This window comes from Prevotella sp. P5-92 (assembly GCF_002251245.1).
Lineage (GTDB): Bacteria > Bacteroidota > Bacteroidia > Bacteroidales > Bacteroidaceae > Prevotella.
Window position 1 is genome coordinate 26,303 of record NZ_NPJG01000125.1, and the last position, 20,260, is coordinate 46,562.

Consider the following 20,260-nt stretch of genomic DNA (forward strand, 5'->3'; position numbering starts at 1 on the left):
TTGTACTATAGAGGATTCTTTCTACATTTGCCAAAGAATATTAACAGCAAAAACTCAGATTTATGGACAACGGGAACAACTTTTTTAAGAAGAATTGGCTCACTCTGATCTTGATCGCCTTGCTTGGCGGCGTCAGCATAATGTGGATAAAAGACATGAATGAGACGAAGGCTAAAGAAGAGGCGGCTGTGGAAAAGGCTGACAGTGGCGCGGTCGCTTCTCAAGAAGCTGTTGACTCGTTGGCTGGGACAATGGCAAAGGAAGACTCCATACCCCAAGAGACAGCCGATCCGTTGAAGGATGAGCCTGTCGTAAGACTGAGACCGTCGTTGATCAAGGGTCCTGCCTGTATGGTGGCTAATACATTTGAATCATACTATCCGCGCAATGTTATCGACGGCAACAGAGCGACAGCCTGGGGTCTGGAATCGTATCAGGGCAGCAGCGGCACTTTCGTGTTCAGGATGCCTTGCCGACGACTCGACCATATCGTAGTATGGAACGGTAACTGGGGTGAGATGGGCGCATGGGAAGACAATGCGAGAGTGAGGCGGTTAACCATAAGCAAGAAGGATGCAAAGGGCGAGACGACATTTATTGGCTCTTTCACGCTGAGCAACAGACACCCGTCGCAGACTCTGCGGTTTGACTTCGCCGCCCCGGAGACTCGCGACATCGAGACTCTCATCGTCAAGGCTTCTGGCAAGTATCAGGGCATACTGTTTCAGGATCTTTATCTTGCGGAACTCATCTTCTTTGGCAACAAATAAAACTATATTATATTATGAACAAAACGCTAATACTCATCACAATGGCTCTGATGGCTGCCACGCCTAAGGGTATGGCTCAGGGCAACGACCCTGACTCAAAATATATACGCAACTCGCTGTATATGATCAAGCTGGACTGTCCTCCCGACAATCCTAAATACAATATTGCCTACGACGACATCAACAAGATTTACGACGGCATCGACTTTGGAGTAAGATACGAGCGATACAACAACTTCTCACTCTCGGAACGTCATCTTGACTTTGCCAACATGCCAAAAATACAAGACTCGGAATATGAGGCTCTGAATGCTTACAACAAGACCGACAAGCCTTTCATTATCCCAAGCGAGGACTATAAAAAGGCTAACGACCAGGTGATAAAGACCATGAACGACCTGGGGCTAAATCCCGACACCGTTCCTGAGGAGATATATGCCGGTACCCTCGTAAAGTATTTTATCGAGCATGCCTTTGCCAACAAACTCGTGGCGAAATGGCACAACAAACCGGGCACAAAGGAAGGTGTGGCTGATTTCGACGAGAATCTATCCACCATCATGGAACTGGGTCTCAGAGGACTGAGCGAGGAAGCAAAGGCTAATGCTAAGGCGGGTGAAAACCTAACAAACATCGTGGCTGGCTCGGAAAACAAGTTGCTCAACAATACTTACGTCTGCGTGACAAGATACTACTACGCCAATGCCGAGGAGTTTAATGCCACTTTCATTGCTCCTCTGAAACGGCAACTCGAAAAGTCTGACAATATCTTAGTGTCGGCAGCACTGAAAGGTGCCATCGAGGCAGCTGCATCGTCGCTAAAGGGTTATTTCGTCAGCGTCGTGGCATATCTGTTCCGACTGGAATGGAACAACGACCTCTACAACGATTTCTACACCAACAAGTGGAACGACCCGAAGAAGTTCTTCGACACATCTAATTATAAATTAATATATGTGGGAAGGTCGGGCAAACGTGTGCCGGCATCTCTTTCCATGAAGCGCGACGCCAATGATGCCGAGCTCCTCCGACGCGCGGTGGTGCGCAGCACCGACGCGGCTTTTGCCGCCCTTCAGCGCGACTACGAGGAGTTCCGTCCCATGAGCTCGCTCCATGTCATCGACGGCAAACTCGCCGCATATATCGGCACTAAGGAAGGCATCAAGGAAGGCGACAAATTTGATGTCTTCGAGGCTGTAGTGTCGGAGAAAGACCCAAACATGACAGACTGGAAGCCAGTAGGCAAGATAAAGGTGGCGAAAAAGGGTCTTTGGGACAACAGCGAAGGTGCTGGACAGCCTATAGAAGGCAGGGCTTACGACAAGAAGGAGGAACAGGCTGGCAACAGCAGTCTCAAATGCACTTTCTTTGAAGGCAAGGTAGGAAAGTTAGGCGAAGGAAACCTGATAAGGCTGGCAGGGAAGTAATGATCTCCGCTGGACTTCCAAAGAAAGGTAAAACAGAACTATCACTTTAAAAAAGAAACAATATGAATAGAATTTTTGTCTTAATCTTCTCAGCACTGTTGTCGTTAGGTGTTTCAATCAATGCCAACGGAAAGGAACGTGTCGTTCCCTACAACTATGAACTGTCTGTGGTTCAGGAAGGCAATTCCGCTACTTCAGGACATAAGATTTTCAAGGTTTGGAGTTTTGGAAAGAAGAGCGATCTCACAGAAAAGATTTGTATGCGTAATGCCATTCACGGAATTCTCTTCCGCGGCTTGACATCTGAAGACATGGGTACGCAAGGTAGCGTCTCTGCCCTCGTCCCCGATGGCTACGAGAGCCATCACGACTATTTCGACGCTTTCTTCGCCAGCGGCGACTATCTCCAGTTTATCCAGCCAGCAAGCAAGGGCGCACAGCAGGCCGGCGATGTGGTGAAGATGAAGAAAGACTATAAGGTCGGTCTCCTCGTTCAGGTCAATCTCTCCGCCCTTCGCAAGCGTCTTGAAAAAGACGGTATCACCAAGGGTGTGAGAAGTCTGTTCAAATTCTAACTCAACTTAAACTCATAAAATCCAAAAAATATGAAAAAGTTTTTCCTTGCAGCATTTGCCTGCATAATGACTTTGGTAGCTTATGCACAGACGGCCACTATGCCTACCATCATCGTATTCCCTGACGATTCATGGATGAACGACAATGGTTATATGCGCACCTTCAACAACGACGGCGAGACAGAGTATTTGCCAAACTATGGTGACGCTTTCGTGAAGAACCGCGAAATCACCACAGCAGTTCAGGTCGTGCAGAAGGTTCTGGCGGAAAGAGGTTTCCAGCACGAAGACCTCCAGAATCTACTGAAGGACATGAAGCGTGAACGCGCCGAAGAGATGGCAAACAGAATGGATGGCGACGGCTTTGACAAGGGCGCCATGGACGAACTCCTGCAACAGGCTCGCCCTGACATCCGTGTGGACATCGACTTCTCTGTCACTCCTTTCGGTCCACGAAAAAATATCTCTTTCCGCATGAAGGCTGTCGATGCTTACTGCAACGACCAGATTTCTTCGTGCGAAGGTATCGTGGAGGGAACTATGGACCCGTTGGATCTTGCTTTCCGTAAGCTGGTAGTAGGAAAGATGGATGAATTTTGTGAGCAGATGGTTACATACTTTCAGGACCTTCGCGACAATGGACGTCAGATCACTGTTGTCTTCCGTGCCGCCGACGGTGCCGGCATCGACCTTCTCCGCGATGAGATAGGTGACGACGACGACACTTACAGCGACTTTCTCTACAACTGGATACGCAAGAATGCCGTAAACCGAGCTGCGAAGAAAGGTCGTCAGACAAAGAAGATGTGTGAGTTCAAAAATGTCCGCATCCCATTCCTCGATGAAGACATGATGCCTATCGAAGCAGACACATGGGCAAAGGGAATCCGCAAGAAGTTCAAGGCAGAGACCGGCATTAAGATAGGAAAGGGACAAGGCAATACCCTCGGTCGTGCCAACTTCCTTATAGGCGTTGAATAAAAGAAACGGAAAAAATATGAACATAAAGAAAATCTTTTCATTGGCATTTGCGTCTTTCTCGGCGCTACCGTTGTCAGCACAGATTATGCTGTCTCCATGTTTCGACTCCACAATCGGCGGTCTTACAGACAATAACAAGGCTATCGTGGAAGGACGTCTGCGCAATGTCATTTCGAGCTGTGGAGCAGAGAGTGGCTATGGCGGACGGTTTGTGCTCGGATGCAAAGTCGCCGCCTTGCAACGCGAAGTGTCGGGGACGAAGCTCATACAGACTCTTGAAGTCACATTCACTATCGGCGACAATGTGGCGAACGCCTGCTTCGGATCCACTTCCGTGGAATGTTCAGGCATCGGCAACACTGAAGGCCAGGCAATGACTTCTGCGTTGAAGAACATCAAGGGTGGTCCTCAACTCAGGGATCTTGTCAACGAGGCAAAGTTTCGCATCATTGACTACTATGAGAAAAACGGCCGTGGCATCATCATGAAGGCTCGCACCTTGATAACAAACCACAACTGGGAAGCTGCCCTCTTCGAACTGACACAGATTCCCCAGGAATGTTCTCACTTTCCCGAAGCCCTCAAGATGATGAACACTGTCTATGAGGCAAACCTCGACCACGACGCGGCACGCATCCTCACGGTTGCGGAGGCAATGTGGGCGGCAAATCCTTATCCTGAGAATGCGGCAGCAGTCATGGCAACCCTCAGCAGGATTGAGCCCGACGCTGCCTGCTATCCCAAGGCACAGGCTCTCATCAAACGCGTGGAGACTCGTGTCAAGGCCATCAACGAGCGCGACTACCAAGACCAGAAAGCAATGGAGAAAGCGCAGCTCTCTATGGAGCGTCGTCGGATGGACACCGCTGCCGACATAGAGAAACGCCGCTTGGCCACTGTTGCTGCAGTAGAGAAGGCGCGCATTGCCGCTTGTCGTGATGTCGCCGTGGCTTATGCCCGCCGTAAGGTTCAGATAAACAACTACTATCGGAGATGGTAATAAAAATATAAACGATATGAAAAAAATAATATTAAAACTTCTTTGCTTGACCGCAGCAGGAATAATGTTTACTTCTTGTGGTCCCAAAATCTACACTTCAACGTCTGCCTATCGGCAGCTTGAAACAGAGGTTGTGAAAAACGACTTGGACGGTCATCTCACCCTCAAAGTGTATGGAAACGGCATCAACGAAGACGATGCCATCGACCAGGCTATGCGCAATGCTGTCAACGAGGTTACATTCAAGGGAATCGTAAATGGCAATGGCACAAGGAACGTGCCACCCATCTTCAGTAATCCTAATGTAAAACTCGACAATCAAAACTATTTCGACGACTTCTTCCTGAGAGACTATCGCAAATATGTGCAAGTTGTGCAAAAAGTTAAAAAGATGAAGGGATTCGGCAGCAGTGAGCGTGTAAACCTCGGTGTCATTCTCGAGGTTGACATGAACAGACTGCGACGCCATTACCAAAACGATGGACTCCTGAAATAAGTTTCAATTTTCTCAAATTATTAATTAACATCAATTTTTTTTTAACATGAAAAATCTTTTTAAAATGATGTTGCTAATTGCGACAGTGATTTTTGGGTCGATGGTAATGTACTCATGCACTACCGAAGACGACGAAAATGAGAATGGCGGTGAGGACGGTGGAGATACTCCTTCGCAGATTCAAGGCCCGAAATGGGTATTAGTGGATGTTTTGGCTCCAGATATCACAGAAGAAGATATCAGGATGGCTAATAATTCCATTAGTGTTTATAAAGTCGATAGTGTGAAAGTAGTAGCTAAAAAAACAAGCTTCAGTGGCTACTATGGCGAGTCGGTTGATGAGCGTGGTGGCGCATGGGCTGGAGGATATTACCTGTTCTGTTTTGAAATCACCCAAATACCTCAGGAGCTTGAGGGCGGTGGCAAAATAACCCTCTACAACAAGGCAACTCTGCCAAAACATTACGGTGCTAAATATGATGATAATGATTATATACAATGGCATTATTACCATTGCGAGTGCTGGGTGGATTGTAGAATAGATGGCAATAAGATTCGTGTTCCCGAAGGAGAATGGGACAAGTGTGGAGGCTATAACGTGCCACTCGTACAGATGAATAACAACGAACCTGACATCTACGAAAGCGAGGCAACGATTATCGGTGATGTGCCAGAGGGAAGAAAGGCGGGAGATAAAATAAAATTAATAATAAGTGTCAAAAGTGGTCAAACTATTCCAATCTATGACAAATGGATGGAGGTCACATACACTTACGAGTGGAAAGAATGACAAAAAATACAAAAACTACTGTCGAGGCGTAGGTCAGTTCCGCGAGGAGCATGGCCGCGCCACGACCTATCTCACCTTCCTCATCTGCGCCCTCTTGCTAAGTGCCCTACTCTATGTTGCCTATTGGATTAGCATGAAGTGAGAAGAAACAGATAAAAATTCATACACATTATTTATATATGACGAAAGTCATCGTCGAATGGTAAATATTGATAAAATCGATAGGGCGTGTCAGATTCTTTTGACACACCCTATTTTGATATGATGTTACAATTTTTTATGATTTTGGATTTGGTAGTTGATATTATTCTTGGAAATAAAAAAAAGGGCGGTGTACAACGCTTTGTACCCTACCCTTTTAAAAATTAATAAGACTATGGAGCGGAGAGAGAGGGATTCGAACCCCCGGTGCCTCTCAGCACGACGGTTTTCAAGACCGTTGTAATCGACCACTCTACCATCTCTCCTTTGAGAGGAACAACAGCGTTGTGTCTCAATTGCGGTGCAAAGGTACTGACTTTTTTCCTATTCTCCAAATTTTTCGGCAACTTTTTTCGCAAAAAGTGTATTTTCCGCCCTTTTATGCACCCAAAAGGTGATGTTTTACGGCGTTTTCTTTGCTATTTCGTGCAATATGTGTAATTTTGCACCATGATTTATCCAAAGAATTTTGAAAGCAAAATAGGCTTCGACGAGATAAGAACAATAATAAGAAGCCATTGCCTCTCTAACATGGGGAAAGAGAAAAACGACGCCACCATGGTGTCGGCAGACATAGATGAGATAAACGAAAGACTGGCTCAGACAAGGGAGTTCAGACGGTTGACGGAAGAACATGACGACTTCCCTCTGAACTTCTTCTTCGACGTAAGAGAATCGGTGGCAAGAATAAGACTCGAAGGCACTCACCTGGAGGAAGCAGAACTGTTTGACTTGCGACGATCGATGGAGACCATAGAACAGATGGTGAGATTCCTGAGGCGGACAGAAGGCGACGAAGACACTTCGTTTCCCTACCCCGCCCTCGCAAGGATGACAGACGACGTACAGACTTTCCCAAACATCATAAGGAGCATTGACCGAATACTTGACAAGTTCGGACGAATAAAGGATAATGCCTCCGACCATCTCTTCAACGTGAGACAAGAGCTGGCCCGAACAGAAGGGAGCATCTCACGCACCTTAAACAGCATTCTGCGTGCCGCCCAAAGCGACGGACTCGTGGATAAGGACGTCGCCCCCACGATGAGGGACGGCCGACTCGTAATACCCGTCGCTCCGGCATTGAAAAAGAAAATTAAAGGCATTGTACACGACGAGTCGGCAACGGGAAAAACGGTGTTTGTAGAACCAGCGGAAGTGGTGGAAGCAAACAACAAGGTGAGGGAACTGGAGGCTGAAGAGAGAAGGGAGATAATCAGAATACTCACTGCCATATCGACGGAGATAAGACCTTACGTAAAGGAGATACTGCACTCGTATGTGTTTATGGGTAATATAGATTATGTACGCGCGAAAGCGGAAACGGCAAAGGAGATGAAAGCCATCGAGCCCACGGTGGAACGACGTCCGCATATAGACTGGATAGAGGCTCGCCATCCGCTCCTGGAACGTTCGCTGAACAAACAGGGAAAGACCGTGGTGCCACTGGAAATCACTCTCACCGACGAGAAACGAATACTGATAATATCGGGACCGAACGCCGGTGGCAAGTCGGTATGCCTGAAAACGGTGGGACTGGTGCAATACATGTTGCAATGCGGCATCTCAGTACCTATGAGCGAGAGATCGAAGGCCGGCGTGTTTGCCAATATCATGATAGATATCGGAGACGAACAGAGCATAGCCGACGACCTCAGCACATACTCAAGCCACCTTATGAACATGAAGAACATGATGAGACAGGCCAACGGAAAGACTCTCCTGCTAATAGACGAGTTTGGAGGCGGTACCGAACCAAATATCGGCGGAGCCATAGCCGAAAGCGTACTCAAACAGTTCTGCAAGAAAAAGGCTTACGGCATAATCACCACCCACTACCAGAACCTCAAGCATTTCGCCGACAGCAACCAGGGAGTGATTAACGGTGCCATGCTCTACGACCGACACGAGATGAGGGCACTGTTCCAACTGGCAATAGGACAGCCTGGCTCGTCGTTCGCCATAGAAATTGCAAGGAAGACGGGAATACCTGAGGAGGTAATCGCCGACGCATCGGAAATAGTGGGAAGCGAATATATCCAAAGCGACAAATACCTGCAAGACATAGTGCGCGACAAACGATACTGGGAAGGAAAACGACAGACTATACACCAACACGAAAAGACGCTCGAACAGAAAATAGCTCACTACGAACACGAACTGCAAGAGCTGGAACGCAGCCGAAAGGAGATAATACGCCGGGCGAAAGAGCAGGCAGAGGACATCTTCCGCGAAGGAAACAAACGGATAGAAAACGCCATTAGAGAAATCAGAGAACAACAGGCTGAGAAAGAGGCTACTAAACGTATTCGCGAAGAGCTGAAGGCTTTTGAAGACGGAGTGCGCGAAGCTGGAGGAAAGGATTCTTCCGACGAGATGATAGAGCGGAAGATGAAACAGATACAAGAACGCCACGAACGAAAGAAGAAACGCAAGGAAGAAAAGCTAAAGAACGAAGGCAACACGCAGGAAAAGAAACCGACACTATTCGAACAACTCACAGCCGGGAAACCGCAGAAAGAGGAATTCGAAAAGGGCGACACGGTAAGAATAAAAGGCCTTACCACAGTGGGAAAAATCGAATCCACCGACGGAAAAATGGCAACAATTGTCTTCGGCGACATGAGGACAAAAATGAGACTCGAACGACTCGAAAAGGCTAAAGCCAACACCTCTGTAGATAAAAACGAAGACCGTAAACAACAACTGGGCTTCGCCGTGAGCCAGCAGACTCGCTCTGCCATAGACTCGCGCAAACTCAACTTCAAACAGGACATCGACGTTCGTGGAATGCGCGGAGACGAGGCCCTAAACGCCGTGATGTATTTCATCGACGATGCCATCCTGGTAGGCATGAGCCGAGTGCGCATCCTACATGGCACTGGCACCGGAGCACTGCGACAGATAATACGGCAATACCTCGCCTCGGTACCAAACGTAAAGTCGTTCCGAGACGAACATGTACAGTTTGGCGGGGCAGGAATAACCGTAGTGGAACTGGAATAGACAGCGAAAAACAGAATAAAACACGAAAAAAAAGGAACCCCAAAAGGAGTTCCTTTTTCTTTCATCGTGAGCCTCTTGTCGGATTCGAACCAACGACCCCGAGATTACAAATCACGTGCTCTGGCCAACTGAGCTAAAGAGGCGGGTGGGCAAGCTACTTACATCGCGCCGCTACAACCAACTACCTTTGCTACGTTCCCGTCCTGGAGGATTCGAAGGGAGCTGGCCGTGCAAGACTTACCCATGTCTTAGTTTTGCGGGTGCAAAGGTACACAAATTTTTCCTAATCTCCAAACAAATCCCGATAAAATTGTGTTTTTTCTTCTTTTTTCTGAAAAACCTCACGCGATATCGTATTTTTTTTGTACCTTTGTACTCTGAAATTATATAAATAAGGTATTACGACAATGACTTCACAAGAATATGTTCAACTGCGTGCCTTCGCCCGCGTGGATGGAGCTTACTTAGGTATGCTTTGGATAATGTGTTTCGCTTGCTATATCATTGGCATGAACCACCCCTGGATCAGCACAATAGGCTCCGTAGCGACAATGCTCAGCCCCTTTTATGCGGCAAGACGACTGCGAAAATTCCGAGACGAGATAAGGGACGGAGAGATCTCTTTCCTGCGTTCCATGGCATACTATATGCTGATGTTTTTCTATGCCTCGACACTCTTCGCAATGGCACAATATGCTTATTTTGCCTTTCTCGACAACGGATTCATCCTGCGCCAATATACAAGCATACTGTCAACAAGCGAAGCACAGACAATGCTCAAGGCCTATGGAGTGAGCTTCAAACAGGCTATGGACAGCATAAATGAATTGGCACAGACCTCTCCGATAATGATAGCTCTTAACATCATGACGATGAACATCACCATAGGCATACTGCTGAGCCTGCCAGTCGCCGCAGTGATAAAAAAGATGAAGAATTGAGTTAGAATGCAATATAACTGATATAAAACTGATGCGACTACACTTTTTCATAATATTCGCAATAGGAGCGCTGGCTATGATTCTCTCCTGCTGCACCAACGACACGACGGAGGTGAAAGGGAAGAATGTCAGCAAAGACAGCATCATACACTGCCGACAATACGGAAAGGAGCTGAGAAACTCAAGCCGCTTCCTCGAAGCGCTGGATATACACCGACGTGGACTCGCGATAGCCAAAGAGGCAAAGGACACGCTCGAAATAGTGCAAGCCTTGAACAACATCGGTACAGACTACCGCCGCCTCGGAATACTCAACGAGGCCTCATCGTTCTATTACCAAGCCATGGAACTGACCAGCAAATACAGCGACAGAAACGACACGGTATCCATGAAAAACGAGGTGGTGTCGCTCAACGGCATCGGCAACATCCTGCTCATCATGAACCGGCTCGACGCGGCTGACAGTATCTTCAGACGCGCACTGAAAGGTGAGACAATGCTCGACAGCGAGGTGGGAATGGCAATAAACTACGCCAACCTGGGAAGTATCTTCCAGATGAAAAACAAGAACGACTCAGCACTACATTATTACAACCTCTCGATGGTGCTTAACAAAAAGGCGAAATCCACCTTGGGCATATCGCTCTGCCACACTCACATAGGAAACCTTTATGAGAAGAATGGCAAACTGGAAAAGGCCGCTGAAGAATATGAAAAAGCATACAAACTGATGAAAGACGAGGGCGACAGATGGCATGCACTGGAATCGTGCCTCTCGCTGGCACAGATGTATGTCAACAACAAAACACCACAACGCGCCATGCCCTTCATCAATGAAGCCGAGATGACCGCAAAAGCCATCAAGTCACTGGAACACGAAGGAAGGGTATACGAGCTGAAATACAAAGTGTATGAAATCAACGGACGACACAAGGACGCCCTGAAATATTACAAACTCTCCAACAGTTATGCCGACAGCGTGTCGAATGAGAAAAACTCCAACCATATCAACAACCTCATGGTTCAATATGAACGGCAAATGAAAGAATATGAGGTGGGCAAACTGGAAAACGAACTCAACAAGGAGAAACTCGACTTCGCATATGTCTTCATTGCCGGAATACTGCTGCTCACCATACTGCTCGCAGTACTCGTCGCCACACTCAACAAGGCAAGACAACAACAAAAGAAGGCGAAGGACGACATCACAAAGGCATACGAGGAAACAAAAAGGGCTCTCGACGTGAAGACATCGTTCATAAAAAGCATGAAACACGAGATACGCACTCCGCTCAACGGCATCATCGGATTCTCGCAACTACTGTCTGCAAAGACTCAGAACGATGACAACCTCAAGACTATGACAGACGTCATCATACAGCAGGGACAACAGTTGACAAGCATCATCGACGTGATACTCGAAACGGCCGATATCGACACACTGTCGCCACAGTACGAAGACGTGAACATCGACGAAATGGTGAACGACGCTTTGGACAACATTAAGCACAAACTATCGCCGGAGGTGAACACAAGCTATCTCGCTCGCGAGGCGGGATTCACGATAAGGACAGACCGGACGATACTCCTTAGAGCACTTGGATTGGTTCTCGACAACGCTACTAAATTCACCAAAAAAGGAACAATAAGAGTCGTGACGAAATACGACTATGGCATCATGGTCCTCGCTGTCACCGACACTGGATGCGGCATTCCGAAAGATAAACAGGAATGGGTGTTCGAACACTTCACGAAAATAGACCAATTCGTTCCAGGAACAGGCATGGGACTCGCCCTTTGCCGAGCGCTGATAACAAGATTAGGCGGACTTGTCTATATTGATCAAGGTTACACCAACGGATGCAGAGTGGTGATGCGACTGCCTATACAACATAGTAAATAATTGAAAAACAAGAAAACAAAAAAAATGGATATATCAGTAATCGTACCTCTGTATAATGAGGAAGAGTCGTTGCCAGAACTTTACGCATGGATAGAGCGAGTGATGAAGGCACACAACTATTCTTTTGAAGTGATATTCGTCAACGACGGTTCCACAGATACCTCGTGGGAAGTGATCCAACGCCTCTCGAAAGAGTCGGAAAACGTGAAAGGAATAAAGTTCCGCCGCAACTACGGGAAAAGCCCAGCTCTGTACTGTGGATTCAAAGAGGCAAAAGGCAAAGTGGTGATAACCATGGACGCCGACCTTCAGGACTCGCCCGACGAGATACCTGAACTATACAAGATGGTCACCGAAGACGGCTACGACCTCGTGTCGGGATACAAGCAAAAACGCTACGACCCGCTGTCAAAGACCATACCCACAAAGCTCTTCAACGCTACGGCACGTAAGATAAGCGGAATAAAAAACCTACACGACTTCAACTGCGGACTTAAGGCATATCGCAGTGAAGTGGTGAAAAACATTGAGGTGTATGGAGAGATGCACCGCTATATCCCATACCTGGCAAAGAACGCGGGATTTGACAAGATAGGCGAGAAGGTTGTTCACCACCAAGCACGCAAGTACGGCACTTCGAAGTTTGGACTTAACCGCTTCTTCAACGGCTATCTCGATCTAATCACACTGTGGTTCCTGAGCAACTTCGGCAAGAAACCGATGCACGTATTCGGATTCCTCGGCACAATCATGTTCCTCATAGGATTCATCTCGGCATTCATTCTCGGAGCCGACAAGCTGTGGTGCCTCGCACACGGCATACAGCAACGGCTTGTCACCGACTCGCCCTATTTCTATATCTCATTGACTATGATGATGATAGGAACACAACTGTTTCTCACGGGTTTCGTGGGCGACCTCATCAGCCGCTCTTCGTCGGCACGCAACGACTACCAAATTGAGGAGGAGATAAGATGCGAAAACTGATAGGGAGCATATTCGCGATTATCCTTTTTGGAGCATGCACCTCGGTGGATTGCCCCGTAGATAACAGGGTAGCGGTGGTCTATAAACTGTCTAACTCCGACAACACACAAATGACACTCACCGATACGCTGACAATAGCCACACGCATCGCAAATGGCACCGACTCCATACTGCTCAACAAAAGCGTCGAGACCTCTGACTTCACACTGCCCGTCAGCCTTACCAACGAGTGCGACACATTCACCTTCGAAAGAAAAGGCAACGGATATGCGGTGACCGACACCGTGTGGATGGAGAAAACCAACTTGCCACAATTCGAATCGGTAGATTGCAATCTGGTGTATTTCCACGACGTGACAGAAATCACACACACACGCCACGGCATCGACTCGATATACGTCAATAAAAGAAGAATCGATTATGACTCTAACACAGAACATTTCCGCATTTATTTCAAGACTGGCATGTAGTCTCGCACTTCTCGCCACTGCCACCGCCATACAAGCACAAGGAAAGCTTTTCGCTTTCCAAAAAGACTCCATCCCTCTGTTCCGGGGCTTCGCTGTATCGGTAGATATTGCCGGACCGATAGCTAAGTCGCTCAGCGACTATGGTGAGATAGAAGGAGCACTGAGACTGAACCTCCACGACCAGTATTTCCCCGTAGTAGAGGTAGGATACGGCGAGGCTGAACACAACGACGAGGTGACACAGATATATTACGCAACCAAAGCGCCATACTTCCGTCTTGGATGCGACTTGAACCTGCTGAAAAACAAACATGCGCCAAACCGTATCTATGGAGGCATACGCTATGCCTTCACTTCCTACAAAGTGGATATGTCTCGGCCAGAGATTGACGATCCCGTCTGGGGCACACCGACGGCGTTCTCCATAACCGGCGAGAGCTGCAACCAACACTGGGCGGAAATCGTGCTGGGTCTCGACGCAAAAATAGCCGGACCGCTTCACTTAGGATGGAACATCAGATACAAGCGACGACTCTCTCACAAGGATTGCAGCGCTGGAAAGACTTGGTATATACCTGGATACGGAAAATACGGCGACACACGCATAGGTGCAAACTTTAATGTGATCATTGATATATGAACAAGAAAAGACTCATTTGGCAACTGCCGTTCCTCATACTGCTAATAGTGGGCACAATTCTCATTATCCGCAACCAGAACATCACGCCTTACCATAACGATAAGGGCATGGTGTTTGGTACCACTTACAGCATAACATATCAGGCAGACTCAAGCCTTCATACGAGTATAAAAAAGGAACTACAGAAAGTGGATGAAGCTCTCTCGCCCTTCAACAAGCAGTCGGTGATAACGGCAGTGAACGAAAACCGCAATATGACGGTAAATAAGATGTTTGCCGACGTCTTCCTGATGGCAGAAAAAATCTCGGAAGACACTGACGGTGCTTTCGACATCACGGTGGCACCATTGGTGAATGCATGGGGATTCGGATTCAAGAGTGGCAAACACCCTTCACGCCACGACATTGACAGTCTGAAAACCATAATAGGATACAAGAAGGTGAGCCTCAACGACCTACGCGTGACAAAGACCGACCCTCGAGTAATGCTCGACTGCAGTTCAATAGCCAAAGGATACGGCAGCGACGCTGTGGCAGCTATGCTCGAACGACATGGAGTGAAAAACTACATGGTGGAAATAGGCGGCGAAATTGTGACAAAAGGCATAAGCCAAAAGAGAATGCCTTGGAAAATAGGTGTCACAAAACCTATCGACGACTCACTCTCGCTGTCACAGGAGATACAATGCATCATCAATGTCACAGACAAGGCAATGGCTACAAGCGGAAACTACCGAAACTTCTACTATCATGGAGGAAAGAAATACGCTCATACCATCGACCCGAAAACTGGATATCCCGTACAGCACAGCATCCTTTCAGCAACAGTCATAGCCAACAACTGCGCCACTGCTGACGCATACGCTACTGCATTTATGGTGATGGGCATGGAAAAGGCACAGAAACTGTTGGAACGACATCCAGAACTGATGGCTTACATCATCTTTGCCGACAAGGACGGCATAATCCAGACATGGTGCTCGCCTTCACTAAAAGGAAAGATAACGGAATAATATAGTGGTAAAAAAGGAAGGAGGGAAACAATGCCCGAACTACAGATATACGACAAACTACTCCAATTCCCCTTGTTTAATGGTTTGAGCCACAACGACATACTACAACTCGTAGCATATACCAGACTCGATTTCTCAAGACTCGAAGCACATAATGTCGTTGTCAAGGCAGGAGACGTATGCGACAAAATAATGATGCTCGTGGGAGGACAGATAGAAGCAACAACAAACTCTGCAGACGGTGGATATAAGGTGGTCGAGATATTCAACTCTCCCTATATGCTACAACCGGAACTGCTTTTCGGACTGTCAAGACGATACACTACAGGTTTCACTGCCACCACGAGATGTAATTTTATCTCAATAAGCAAAAAGGAGTTTGGACTTGTCATGCAGAAATTTGAAGTAATACGCATAAACTATCTAAACTTCATCGCTACAATGACACAAAAGACGACGCGACAACAATGGCTATCAACAGACGACAATGACAGGGCAAGACTCGTCAACTTCATGACCACACACTGTCTGCGTCCAGCCGGACATAAGGTGTTCAAAATATTGATGACACGACTGGCAAGGGAAATAAACGTCAGCCGTCTCGACGTGTCAGTAGAACTTAACAAAATGCAGGAAGAAGGACTGTTAACGCTCACAAGAGGACGGATAACAGTGCCTTTTATCGAGAGATTTGGAACATTATAGTTAAAAATTACTTATAATAGGTCAAAAGTGCATTTTTTTTTCTAATTTTGCACGTTAAAAACAGATAACAACAAAATGACAGACATGAATCACAAGAATCCGTTCTTCGAACCATATAACACGCCGCACGAAACGGTGCCGTTTGACCGCATCTCCCTCTCCGACTATGAGGAAGCCTTCATCGAGGGCATCAGAAGAGAAGACGAGCAACTCGAGAAAATCATCAACAATCCAGACCGCCCCTCTTTCGACAATACTATCGTCTATAAAGAGGAAGGAAAGGAAGACTATTACGACCTGCTCTCACGCGTATCAACAGTGTTCTTCAACATGCTAAGTGCCAACACCAACGACGAGATGGACGCCCTGGCACAAAAAATACAACCCATGCTCACAAAGCACGCTAACGACATAAGGCTGAACGAGAAACTATTCGAACGCGTGAAATATGTACACCGATACCATCGCATACTCACGAAAGAAGAGAAAAAACTCCTCGACGACGAGTACAAAGGATTTGTAAGAAGCGGAGCACTGCTTGACGAGAAAGGAAAGGATAGGCTAAGACAACTCACCGAGGAGGCAAGCATGCTCTCGCTGCAGTTCTCGCAGAACCTGCTAAAAGACACAAAGGCATTTACACTTCACATTACTGATGAGGCAGATCTTGACGGACTGCCAGAATCGGCTCGTGAAGCAGCTCGACAAGAAGCGCGTGAAAGAGGTATGGAGGGATGGGTATTCACACTCGACTTCCCAAGCTATAGTCCATTCATCACCTACTCCACACGGCGCGAACTACGCAAAAAGATGTATCTCGAGAAAAACACCATCTGCTACCATGGCAACGCTGAGGACAACCAGGATGTATGCCGGAGAATAGTAAACCTGAGACTGGAAATAGCACAACTGCTCGGATATAAGTGCTATGCAGACTATGTTCTCGAACAGCGCATGGCAACAAACAAGCGCAAGGTGTATAAACTGCTGCACGAACTCATAGACGCATATAAACCCACGGCAATAAAAGAGCAGAACAACATAACGGAACAAGCGCTGAAAGCAAGAAAAGGCGAAGAGAAACTCGATAGAGTGGAACCATGGGACACTCCTTACTTTTCTCACATCCTCAAACTCAAGAAATATAATATCGATGCAGAGATGCTCAGACCGTATCTCGAACTTAACAACGTCATCAACGGTGTCTTCGGACTCGCTACACGACTCTATGGCATCACATTCAAGGAAAATGCGGAAATACCTGTCTATCACGAAGATGTGAAAGCATATGAGGTGTTTGACAATGACGGCTCTTTTCTCGCCGTGCTCTACGCCGACTTCCACCCACGCAAAGGCAAGCAATCAGGAGCATGGATGACTGAATACCAAGGACAATGGATTGACGACAAGGGAAAGAACCACAGACCACACGTAAGCCTCGTAATGAACTTCACCAAACCGACAGCAGAAAAACCGGCCTTGTTGACCCTCGGAGAAGTGGAGACTTTCCTTCATGAATTCGGACACGCACTACACGGAATCTTCGCCAACTCGCGTTTCGAAAGCCTCAGTGGAACAAATGTCATGTGGGACTTCGTCGAACTACCATCACAGTTCATGGAAAACTATGCCATAGAAAAAGACTTCCTGCAGACCTTCGCCTTCCACTATCAGACAGGCGAACCCATGCCGAAGGAACTTATTAGACGAGTGGCTCGAAGCCGCAACTTCAACGTTGCGATGAGTTGCCTGCGACAAGTGAGATTCGGATTGATTGACATGGCGTTCTACACTCGCACCGAACCACTCGAACCTACTGACGACATTAGGCACATAGAACTTAATGCAGGGCTGCCGACAGAACTGAAGCCTGGCTTCGGGCGCTACAACACCTGCATGACCGTACAGTTCAGCCATATCATGGCTGGCGGATATGCAGCAGGATATTATAGCTACAAATGGGCGGAAGTATTAGACGCCGACGCCTTCCACTTATTCAAGCAAAAAGGAATTTTCAATAAGCAGGTGGCGCAAAGCTTCCGTGACGAGATTCTTTCACGAGGCGGCACAGAGCATCCCATGATTCTCTACAAGCGCTTTAGAAAGAAAGAACCGTCGATAAAAGCCTTGCTAAAGAGAAACGGTATCAAATAATGCGACTACCGTCACAGAAGAACAGACAACACACCCCAAAAATACAGCATGCTAATGGACGACAAGCAACAGAAACTCGACATCCGATACCTGCGGATGGCAAAGATTTGGGCAGAGAACAGCTACTGCAAACGCAGACAGGTGGGAGCCCTCGTGGTAAAAGACCAGATGATAATCAGCGACGGATACAATGGCACTCCGAGCGGATTCGACAATGTATGCGAGGAAAACAATGTGACGTTGCCATACGTACTGCATGCCGAGGCAAACGCCATCACCAAACTGGCTCGAAGCTCAAACAATAGTGACGGAGCGACGCTTTATGTCACCGATGCTCCTTGTATAGAGTGCTCGAAACTGATCATACAGGCTGGCATCAAGCGGGTGGTTTATGCCCGAAACTACCGCCTCGACGACGGCATACGCCTGCTCAAACAAGCCAATATTGAAGTTGAATATAAAAATATAGAAGACAATGTATCGTAACAAAACCAACAGGCTCATGCCTCTCTTCATGGCCATCTGCGTCGTGGTTGGAATACTGATTGGTACTTTCTATGCCAACCACTTCTCAGGTAACAGGCTGAACATCATTAATACCAGCGGCAACAAACTCAATAACCTGCTACATATCATCGACGACCAGTATGTTGACACCGTAGATATCAACGAACTGGTGGAAAAAGCTATGCCGCAGATCTTGTCGGAACTCGACCCTCACTCTGTGTATATCGGAGCTAAGGACGTTCAGTCGGCCAACGACGACCTGAGCAGCTCGTTCTCCGGCGTCGGAATTGAGTTCACCATTCGACGCGACACCATTCACGTACAAAACGTCATAAACAATGGGCCTGCCGAACGTGCTGGAGTGATTGCGGGCGACAAAATTGTCAGCATCGACGGAAAACCTTTCGTCGGCAAGATAGTCACAACCACCGAGTCCATGCGACGCCTCAAGGGTCCAAAAGATACAAAGGTGAAGCTGGGACTGCTGGGATACAAAGCTAAGAAAGTGCGCTATGTAACAGTGACACGCGGCGACATCCCGCAAAAGAGCATCTCTGCCACTTATATGCTCAACGACAACACTGGATATATAAAGATTAAGAAGTTTGCGGAAAACACATATCCCGAACTACTCATCTCATTGGCACAGTTGTCGCAAAACGACCTTCAGAACCTCGTCATTGACCTCCGCGGCAACCTTGGAGGATTTATGGCATCAGCAGTACAGATAGCCAACGAGTTCCTGCCCAAAAACCGACTCATCGTGTATATGGAAGGACGACACTCTCCACGACAGGACTTCCATAGCGACGGCAAGGGCAGCTATCAGCATATCCCTCTGGTAATACTTATCGACGAGGTGTCGGCATCGGCATCTGAGATTCTTGCTGGAGCCATCCAAGACAACGACCGAGGCACAATAATTGGCCGACGCTCATTTGGCAAAGGACTGGTACAGAAGCCATTGGCTTTCAAGGACGGCTCGATGATACGCCTAACTACCGCCCGATATTACTCTCCTTCGGGACGCTGCATACAGAAGCCTTACACCTCTGGTTCGGACAAAGACTATGAGGAAGACTTGCTTAACAGATACCAGCACGGCGAATACTTCTCGCAAGACAGCATAAAACATACTGGCAAGACTTATCACACCAATAATGGTCGTGCAGTATATGGAGGTGGCGGCATCACTCCCGATATCTTCGTTCCCGAAGACACACTCGGCATCACTTCTTATTATAAGGAAGCAGCCATGTCGGGACTCATACTGCAGTTTGCCTTCGAATATACTGACGAGAACCGCTCAAAACTCTCTTCATTCAAGGATATGAAGGAAATGGTGACTTATCTCAAAAAGCAAAACATAGTAGAACAGTTTGCTTCTTATGCCGACAAAAACGGTATTAGACGTCGCAACCTTATGATAAAGAAGTCGCACACGCTGCTCGAACGATATGTGGTAAGCCGCATCGTTTATAACATCCTCAATGAAGACGAATGGACTCAATATCTCAACCAGGACGACCCTACGATAGAGAAGACTATCGAGATATTCCGACTCGGACAGGCTTTCCCCAAAAAGCCGTCAGCGAATGACAAGGCAAAGACAACAGCCTCTATCCCAGTCCCTTTCGACTACCATGGTCCAATGGTTAACACAAAGTCAACATGCAAAGTAAGAATGAGTTAAG

Annotated in this window: 19 protein-coding genes, 2 tRNA genes and 1 other RNA gene; 19 read left to right on the forward strand and 3 right to left on the reverse strand. The window is 47.4% G+C overall.

The genetic code is table 11. The features are described 5' to 3' along the window. Positions 1-62: 62 nt before the first annotated feature. From CIK99_RS12945 to CIK99_RS15010, 8 genes are all read left to right on the forward strand, one after another. The gene (locus CIK99_RS12945) at positions 63-770 is read left to right on the forward strand and encodes a hypothetical protein (RefSeq protein ID WP_094381914.1); all 708 of its coding nucleotides are present in this window, start codon (positions 63-65) and stop codon (positions 768-770) included. 14 nt (positions 771-784) lie between these two features. Then, positions 785-2,197 (forward strand): hypothetical protein, encoded by a 1,413-nt coding sequence (locus tag CIK99_RS12950; RefSeq protein ID WP_094381915.1) that lies wholly within the window; start codon positions 785-787, stop codon positions 2,195-2,197. A gap of 62 nt (positions 2,198-2,259) precedes the next feature. Next, complete coding sequence (locus CIK99_RS12955) at positions 2,260-2,772, forward strand: hypothetical protein (protein ID WP_144007997.1); 513 nt, start codon at positions 2,260-2,262, stop codon at positions 2,770-2,772. Between the two features lie 30 nt (positions 2,773-2,802). Continuing rightward, positions 2,803-3,753: a DUF6175 family protein gene (locus CIK99_RS12960; protein WP_144007998.1), complete on the forward strand. Its 951-nt coding sequence runs from the start codon at positions 2,803-2,805 to the stop codon at positions 3,751-3,753. A gap of 16 nt (positions 3,754-3,769) precedes the next feature. After that, the gene (locus CIK99_RS12965; protein ID WP_144007999.1) at positions 3,770-4,753 is read left to right on the forward strand and encodes a hypothetical protein; all 984 of its coding nucleotides are present in this window, start codon (positions 3,770-3,772) and stop codon (positions 4,751-4,753) included. 16 nt (positions 4,754-4,769) lie between these two features. Continuing rightward, entirely contained in the window at positions 4,770-5,249 is a 480-nt protein-coding gene (locus CIK99_RS12970; protein ID WP_144008000.1) for a hypothetical protein, read from the forward strand. A 64-nt stretch (positions 5,250-5,313) separates the two neighbouring features. Further along, on the forward strand, positions 5,314-6,039 hold the full coding sequence (locus CIK99_RS12975; protein ID WP_144008001.1) for a hypothetical protein: 726 nt from the start codon (positions 5,314-5,316) through the stop codon (positions 6,037-6,039). Then, positions 5,993-6,181 (forward strand): hypothetical protein, encoded by a 189-nt coding sequence (locus CIK99_RS15010; protein WP_144008002.1) that lies wholly within the window; start codon positions 5,993-5,995, stop codon positions 6,179-6,181. The genes CIK99_RS12975 and CIK99_RS15010 overlap by 47 nt, the downstream gene beginning before the upstream one ends. 240 nt (positions 6,182-6,421) lie before the next feature. Here the strand turns inward: CIK99_RS15010 and CIK99_RS12980 are convergent. After that, positions 6,422-6,506 (reverse strand) — tRNA-Ser (locus CIK99_RS12980). Between the two features lie 184 nt (positions 6,507-6,690). On the opposite strand from CIK99_RS12980, the gene CIK99_RS12985 reads away from it, so the two are divergent. Beyond that, a complete protein-coding gene (locus tag CIK99_RS12985; RefSeq protein ID WP_094381921.1) occupies positions 6,691-9,246 on the forward strand; it encodes an endonuclease MutS2 in 2,556 nt (851 codons plus the stop codon). 69 nt (positions 9,247-9,315) lie between these two features. On the opposite strand, the gene CIK99_RS12990 is transcribed toward CIK99_RS12985, so the two are convergent. Further along, positions 9,316-9,389: transfer RNA gene (locus CIK99_RS12990), tRNA-Thr, on the reverse strand. 1 nt (position 9,390) lies between these two features. Beyond that, positions 9,391-9,489: signal recognition particle sRNA small type (ffs, locus tag CIK99_RS12995), an RNA gene on the reverse strand. Positions 9,490-9,653: 164 nt separating this feature from the next. Between ffs and CIK99_RS13000 the strand changes: the two genes are divergently transcribed. From CIK99_RS13000 to CIK99_RS13045, 10 genes are all read left to right on the forward strand, one after another. Further along, complete coding sequence (locus CIK99_RS13000; protein ID WP_094381922.1) at positions 9,654-10,187, forward strand: DUF4199 domain-containing protein; 534 nt, start codon at positions 9,654-9,656, stop codon at positions 10,185-10,187. A gap of 31 nt (positions 10,188-10,218) precedes the next feature. Further along, positions 10,219-12,090 (forward strand): tetratricopeptide repeat-containing sensor histidine kinase, encoded by a 1,872-nt coding sequence (locus tag CIK99_RS13005; protein ID WP_094381923.1) that lies wholly within the window; start codon positions 10,219-10,221, stop codon positions 12,088-12,090. A 24-nt stretch (positions 12,091-12,114) separates the two neighbouring features. Further along, positions 12,115-13,077, forward strand: coding sequence for a glycosyltransferase family 2 protein (locus tag CIK99_RS13010; protein WP_094381924.1), 963 nt, complete (start codon positions 12,115-12,117; stop codon positions 13,075-13,077). Continuing rightward, positions 13,065-13,547, forward strand: coding sequence for a DUF6452 family protein (locus CIK99_RS13015; RefSeq protein WP_254047810.1), 483 nt, complete (start codon positions 13,065-13,067; stop codon positions 13,545-13,547). The genes CIK99_RS13010 and CIK99_RS13015 overlap by 13 nt, the downstream gene beginning before the upstream one ends. Continuing rightward, entirely contained in the window at positions 13,498-14,187 is a 690-nt protein-coding gene (locus CIK99_RS13020) for a DUF6048 family protein (RefSeq protein WP_094381925.1), read from the forward strand. The genes CIK99_RS13015 and CIK99_RS13020 overlap by 50 nt, the downstream gene beginning before the upstream one ends. Next, positions 14,184-15,200 carry an FAD:protein FMN transferase gene (locus CIK99_RS13025; protein ID WP_094381926.1) on the forward strand — a complete coding sequence of 339 codons (1,017 nt, stop codon included), beginning with the start codon at positions 14,184-14,186 and terminating at the stop codon, positions 15,198-15,200. Before CIK99_RS13020 ends, CIK99_RS13025 begins: the two co-directional genes overlap by 4 nt. Before the next feature lie 30 nt (positions 15,201-15,230). Then, a complete protein-coding gene (locus CIK99_RS13030; protein ID WP_094381927.1) occupies positions 15,231-15,905 on the forward strand; it encodes a Crp/Fnr family transcriptional regulator in 675 nt (224 codons plus the stop codon). Positions 15,906-15,980: 75 nt separating this feature from the next. Continuing rightward, the gene (locus CIK99_RS13035; RefSeq protein ID WP_094381928.1) at positions 15,981-18,059 is read left to right on the forward strand and encodes a M3 family metallopeptidase; all 2,079 of its coding nucleotides are present in this window, start codon (positions 15,981-15,983) and stop codon (positions 18,057-18,059) included. A gap of 48 nt (positions 18,060-18,107) precedes the next feature. Then, positions 18,108-18,545, forward strand: a complete 438-nt coding sequence (locus CIK99_RS13040) for a dCMP deaminase family protein (protein WP_094381929.1) — start codon at positions 18,108-18,110, stop codon at positions 18,543-18,545. Beyond that, on the forward strand, positions 18,535-20,259 hold the full coding sequence (locus CIK99_RS13045) for a S41 family peptidase (protein WP_094381930.1): 1,725 nt from the start codon (positions 18,535-18,537) through the stop codon (positions 20,257-20,259). The genes CIK99_RS13040 and CIK99_RS13045 overlap by 11 nt, the downstream gene beginning before the upstream one ends. Position 20,260: the final 1 nt, after the last annotated feature.

What these genes read in the sequence shown, in the direction of transcription:
- CIK99_RS12945 (WP_094381914.1), top strand. Translation starts at nt 63, where the DNA reads ATGGACAACGGGAACAACTTTTTTAAGAAGAATTGGCTCACTCTGATC.
- CIK99_RS12950 (WP_094381915.1), top strand. Translation starts at nt 785, where the DNA reads ATGAACAAAACGCTAATACTCATCACAATGGCTCTGATGGCTGCCACG.
- CIK99_RS12955 (WP_144007997.1), top strand. Translation starts at nt 2,260, where the DNA reads ATGAATAGAATTTTTGTCTTAATCTTCTCAGCACTGTTGTCGTTAGGT.
- CIK99_RS12960 (WP_144007998.1), top strand. Translation starts at nt 2,803, where the DNA reads ATGAAAAAGTTTTTCCTTGCAGCATTTGCCTGCATAATGACTTTGGTA.
- CIK99_RS12965 (WP_144007999.1), top strand. Translation starts at nt 3,770, where the DNA reads ATGAACATAAAGAAAATCTTTTCATTGGCATTTGCGTCTTTCTCGGCG.
- CIK99_RS12970 (WP_144008000.1), top strand. Translation starts at nt 4,770, where the DNA reads ATGAAAAAAATAATATTAAAACTTCTTTGCTTGACCGCAGCAGGAATA.
- CIK99_RS12975 (WP_144008001.1), top strand. Translation starts at nt 5,314, where the DNA reads ATGATGTTGCTAATTGCGACAGTGATTTTTGGGTCGATGGTAATGTAC.
- CIK99_RS15010 (WP_144008002.1), top strand. Translation starts at nt 5,993, where the DNA reads ATGACAAATGGATGGAGGTCACATACACTTACGAGTGGAAAGAATGAC.
- CIK99_RS12985 (WP_094381921.1), top strand. Translation starts at nt 6,691, where the DNA reads ATGATTTATCCAAAGAATTTTGAAAGCAAAATAGGCTTCGACGAGATA.
- CIK99_RS13000 (WP_094381922.1), top strand. Translation starts at nt 9,654, where the DNA reads ATGACTTCACAAGAATATGTTCAACTGCGTGCCTTCGCCCGCGTGGAT.
- CIK99_RS13005 (WP_094381923.1), top strand. Translation starts at nt 10,219, where the DNA reads ATGCGACTACACTTTTTCATAATATTCGCAATAGGAGCGCTGGCTATG.
- CIK99_RS13010 (WP_094381924.1), top strand. Translation starts at nt 12,115, where the DNA reads ATGGATATATCAGTAATCGTACCTCTGTATAATGAGGAAGAGTCGTTG.
- CIK99_RS13015 (WP_254047810.1), top strand. Translation starts at nt 13,065, where the DNA reads ATGCGAAAACTGATAGGGAGCATATTCGCGATTATCCTTTTTGGAGCA.
- CIK99_RS13020 (WP_094381925.1), top strand. Translation starts at nt 13,498, where the DNA reads ATGACTCTAACACAGAACATTTCCGCATTTATTTCAAGACTGGCATGT.
- CIK99_RS13025 (WP_094381926.1), top strand. Translation starts at nt 14,184, where the DNA reads ATGAACAAGAAAAGACTCATTTGGCAACTGCCGTTCCTCATACTGCTA.
- CIK99_RS13030 (WP_094381927.1), top strand. Translation starts at nt 15,231, where the DNA reads ATGCCCGAACTACAGATATACGACAAACTACTCCAATTCCCCTTGTTT.
- CIK99_RS13035 (WP_094381928.1), top strand. Translation starts at nt 15,981, where the DNA reads ATGACAGACATGAATCACAAGAATCCGTTCTTCGAACCATATAACACG.
- CIK99_RS13040 (WP_094381929.1), top strand. Translation starts at nt 18,108, where the DNA reads ATGCTAATGGACGACAAGCAACAGAAACTCGACATCCGATACCTGCGG.
- CIK99_RS13045 (WP_094381930.1), top strand. Translation starts at nt 18,535, where the DNA reads ATGTATCGTAACAAAACCAACAGGCTCATGCCTCTCTTCATGGCCATC.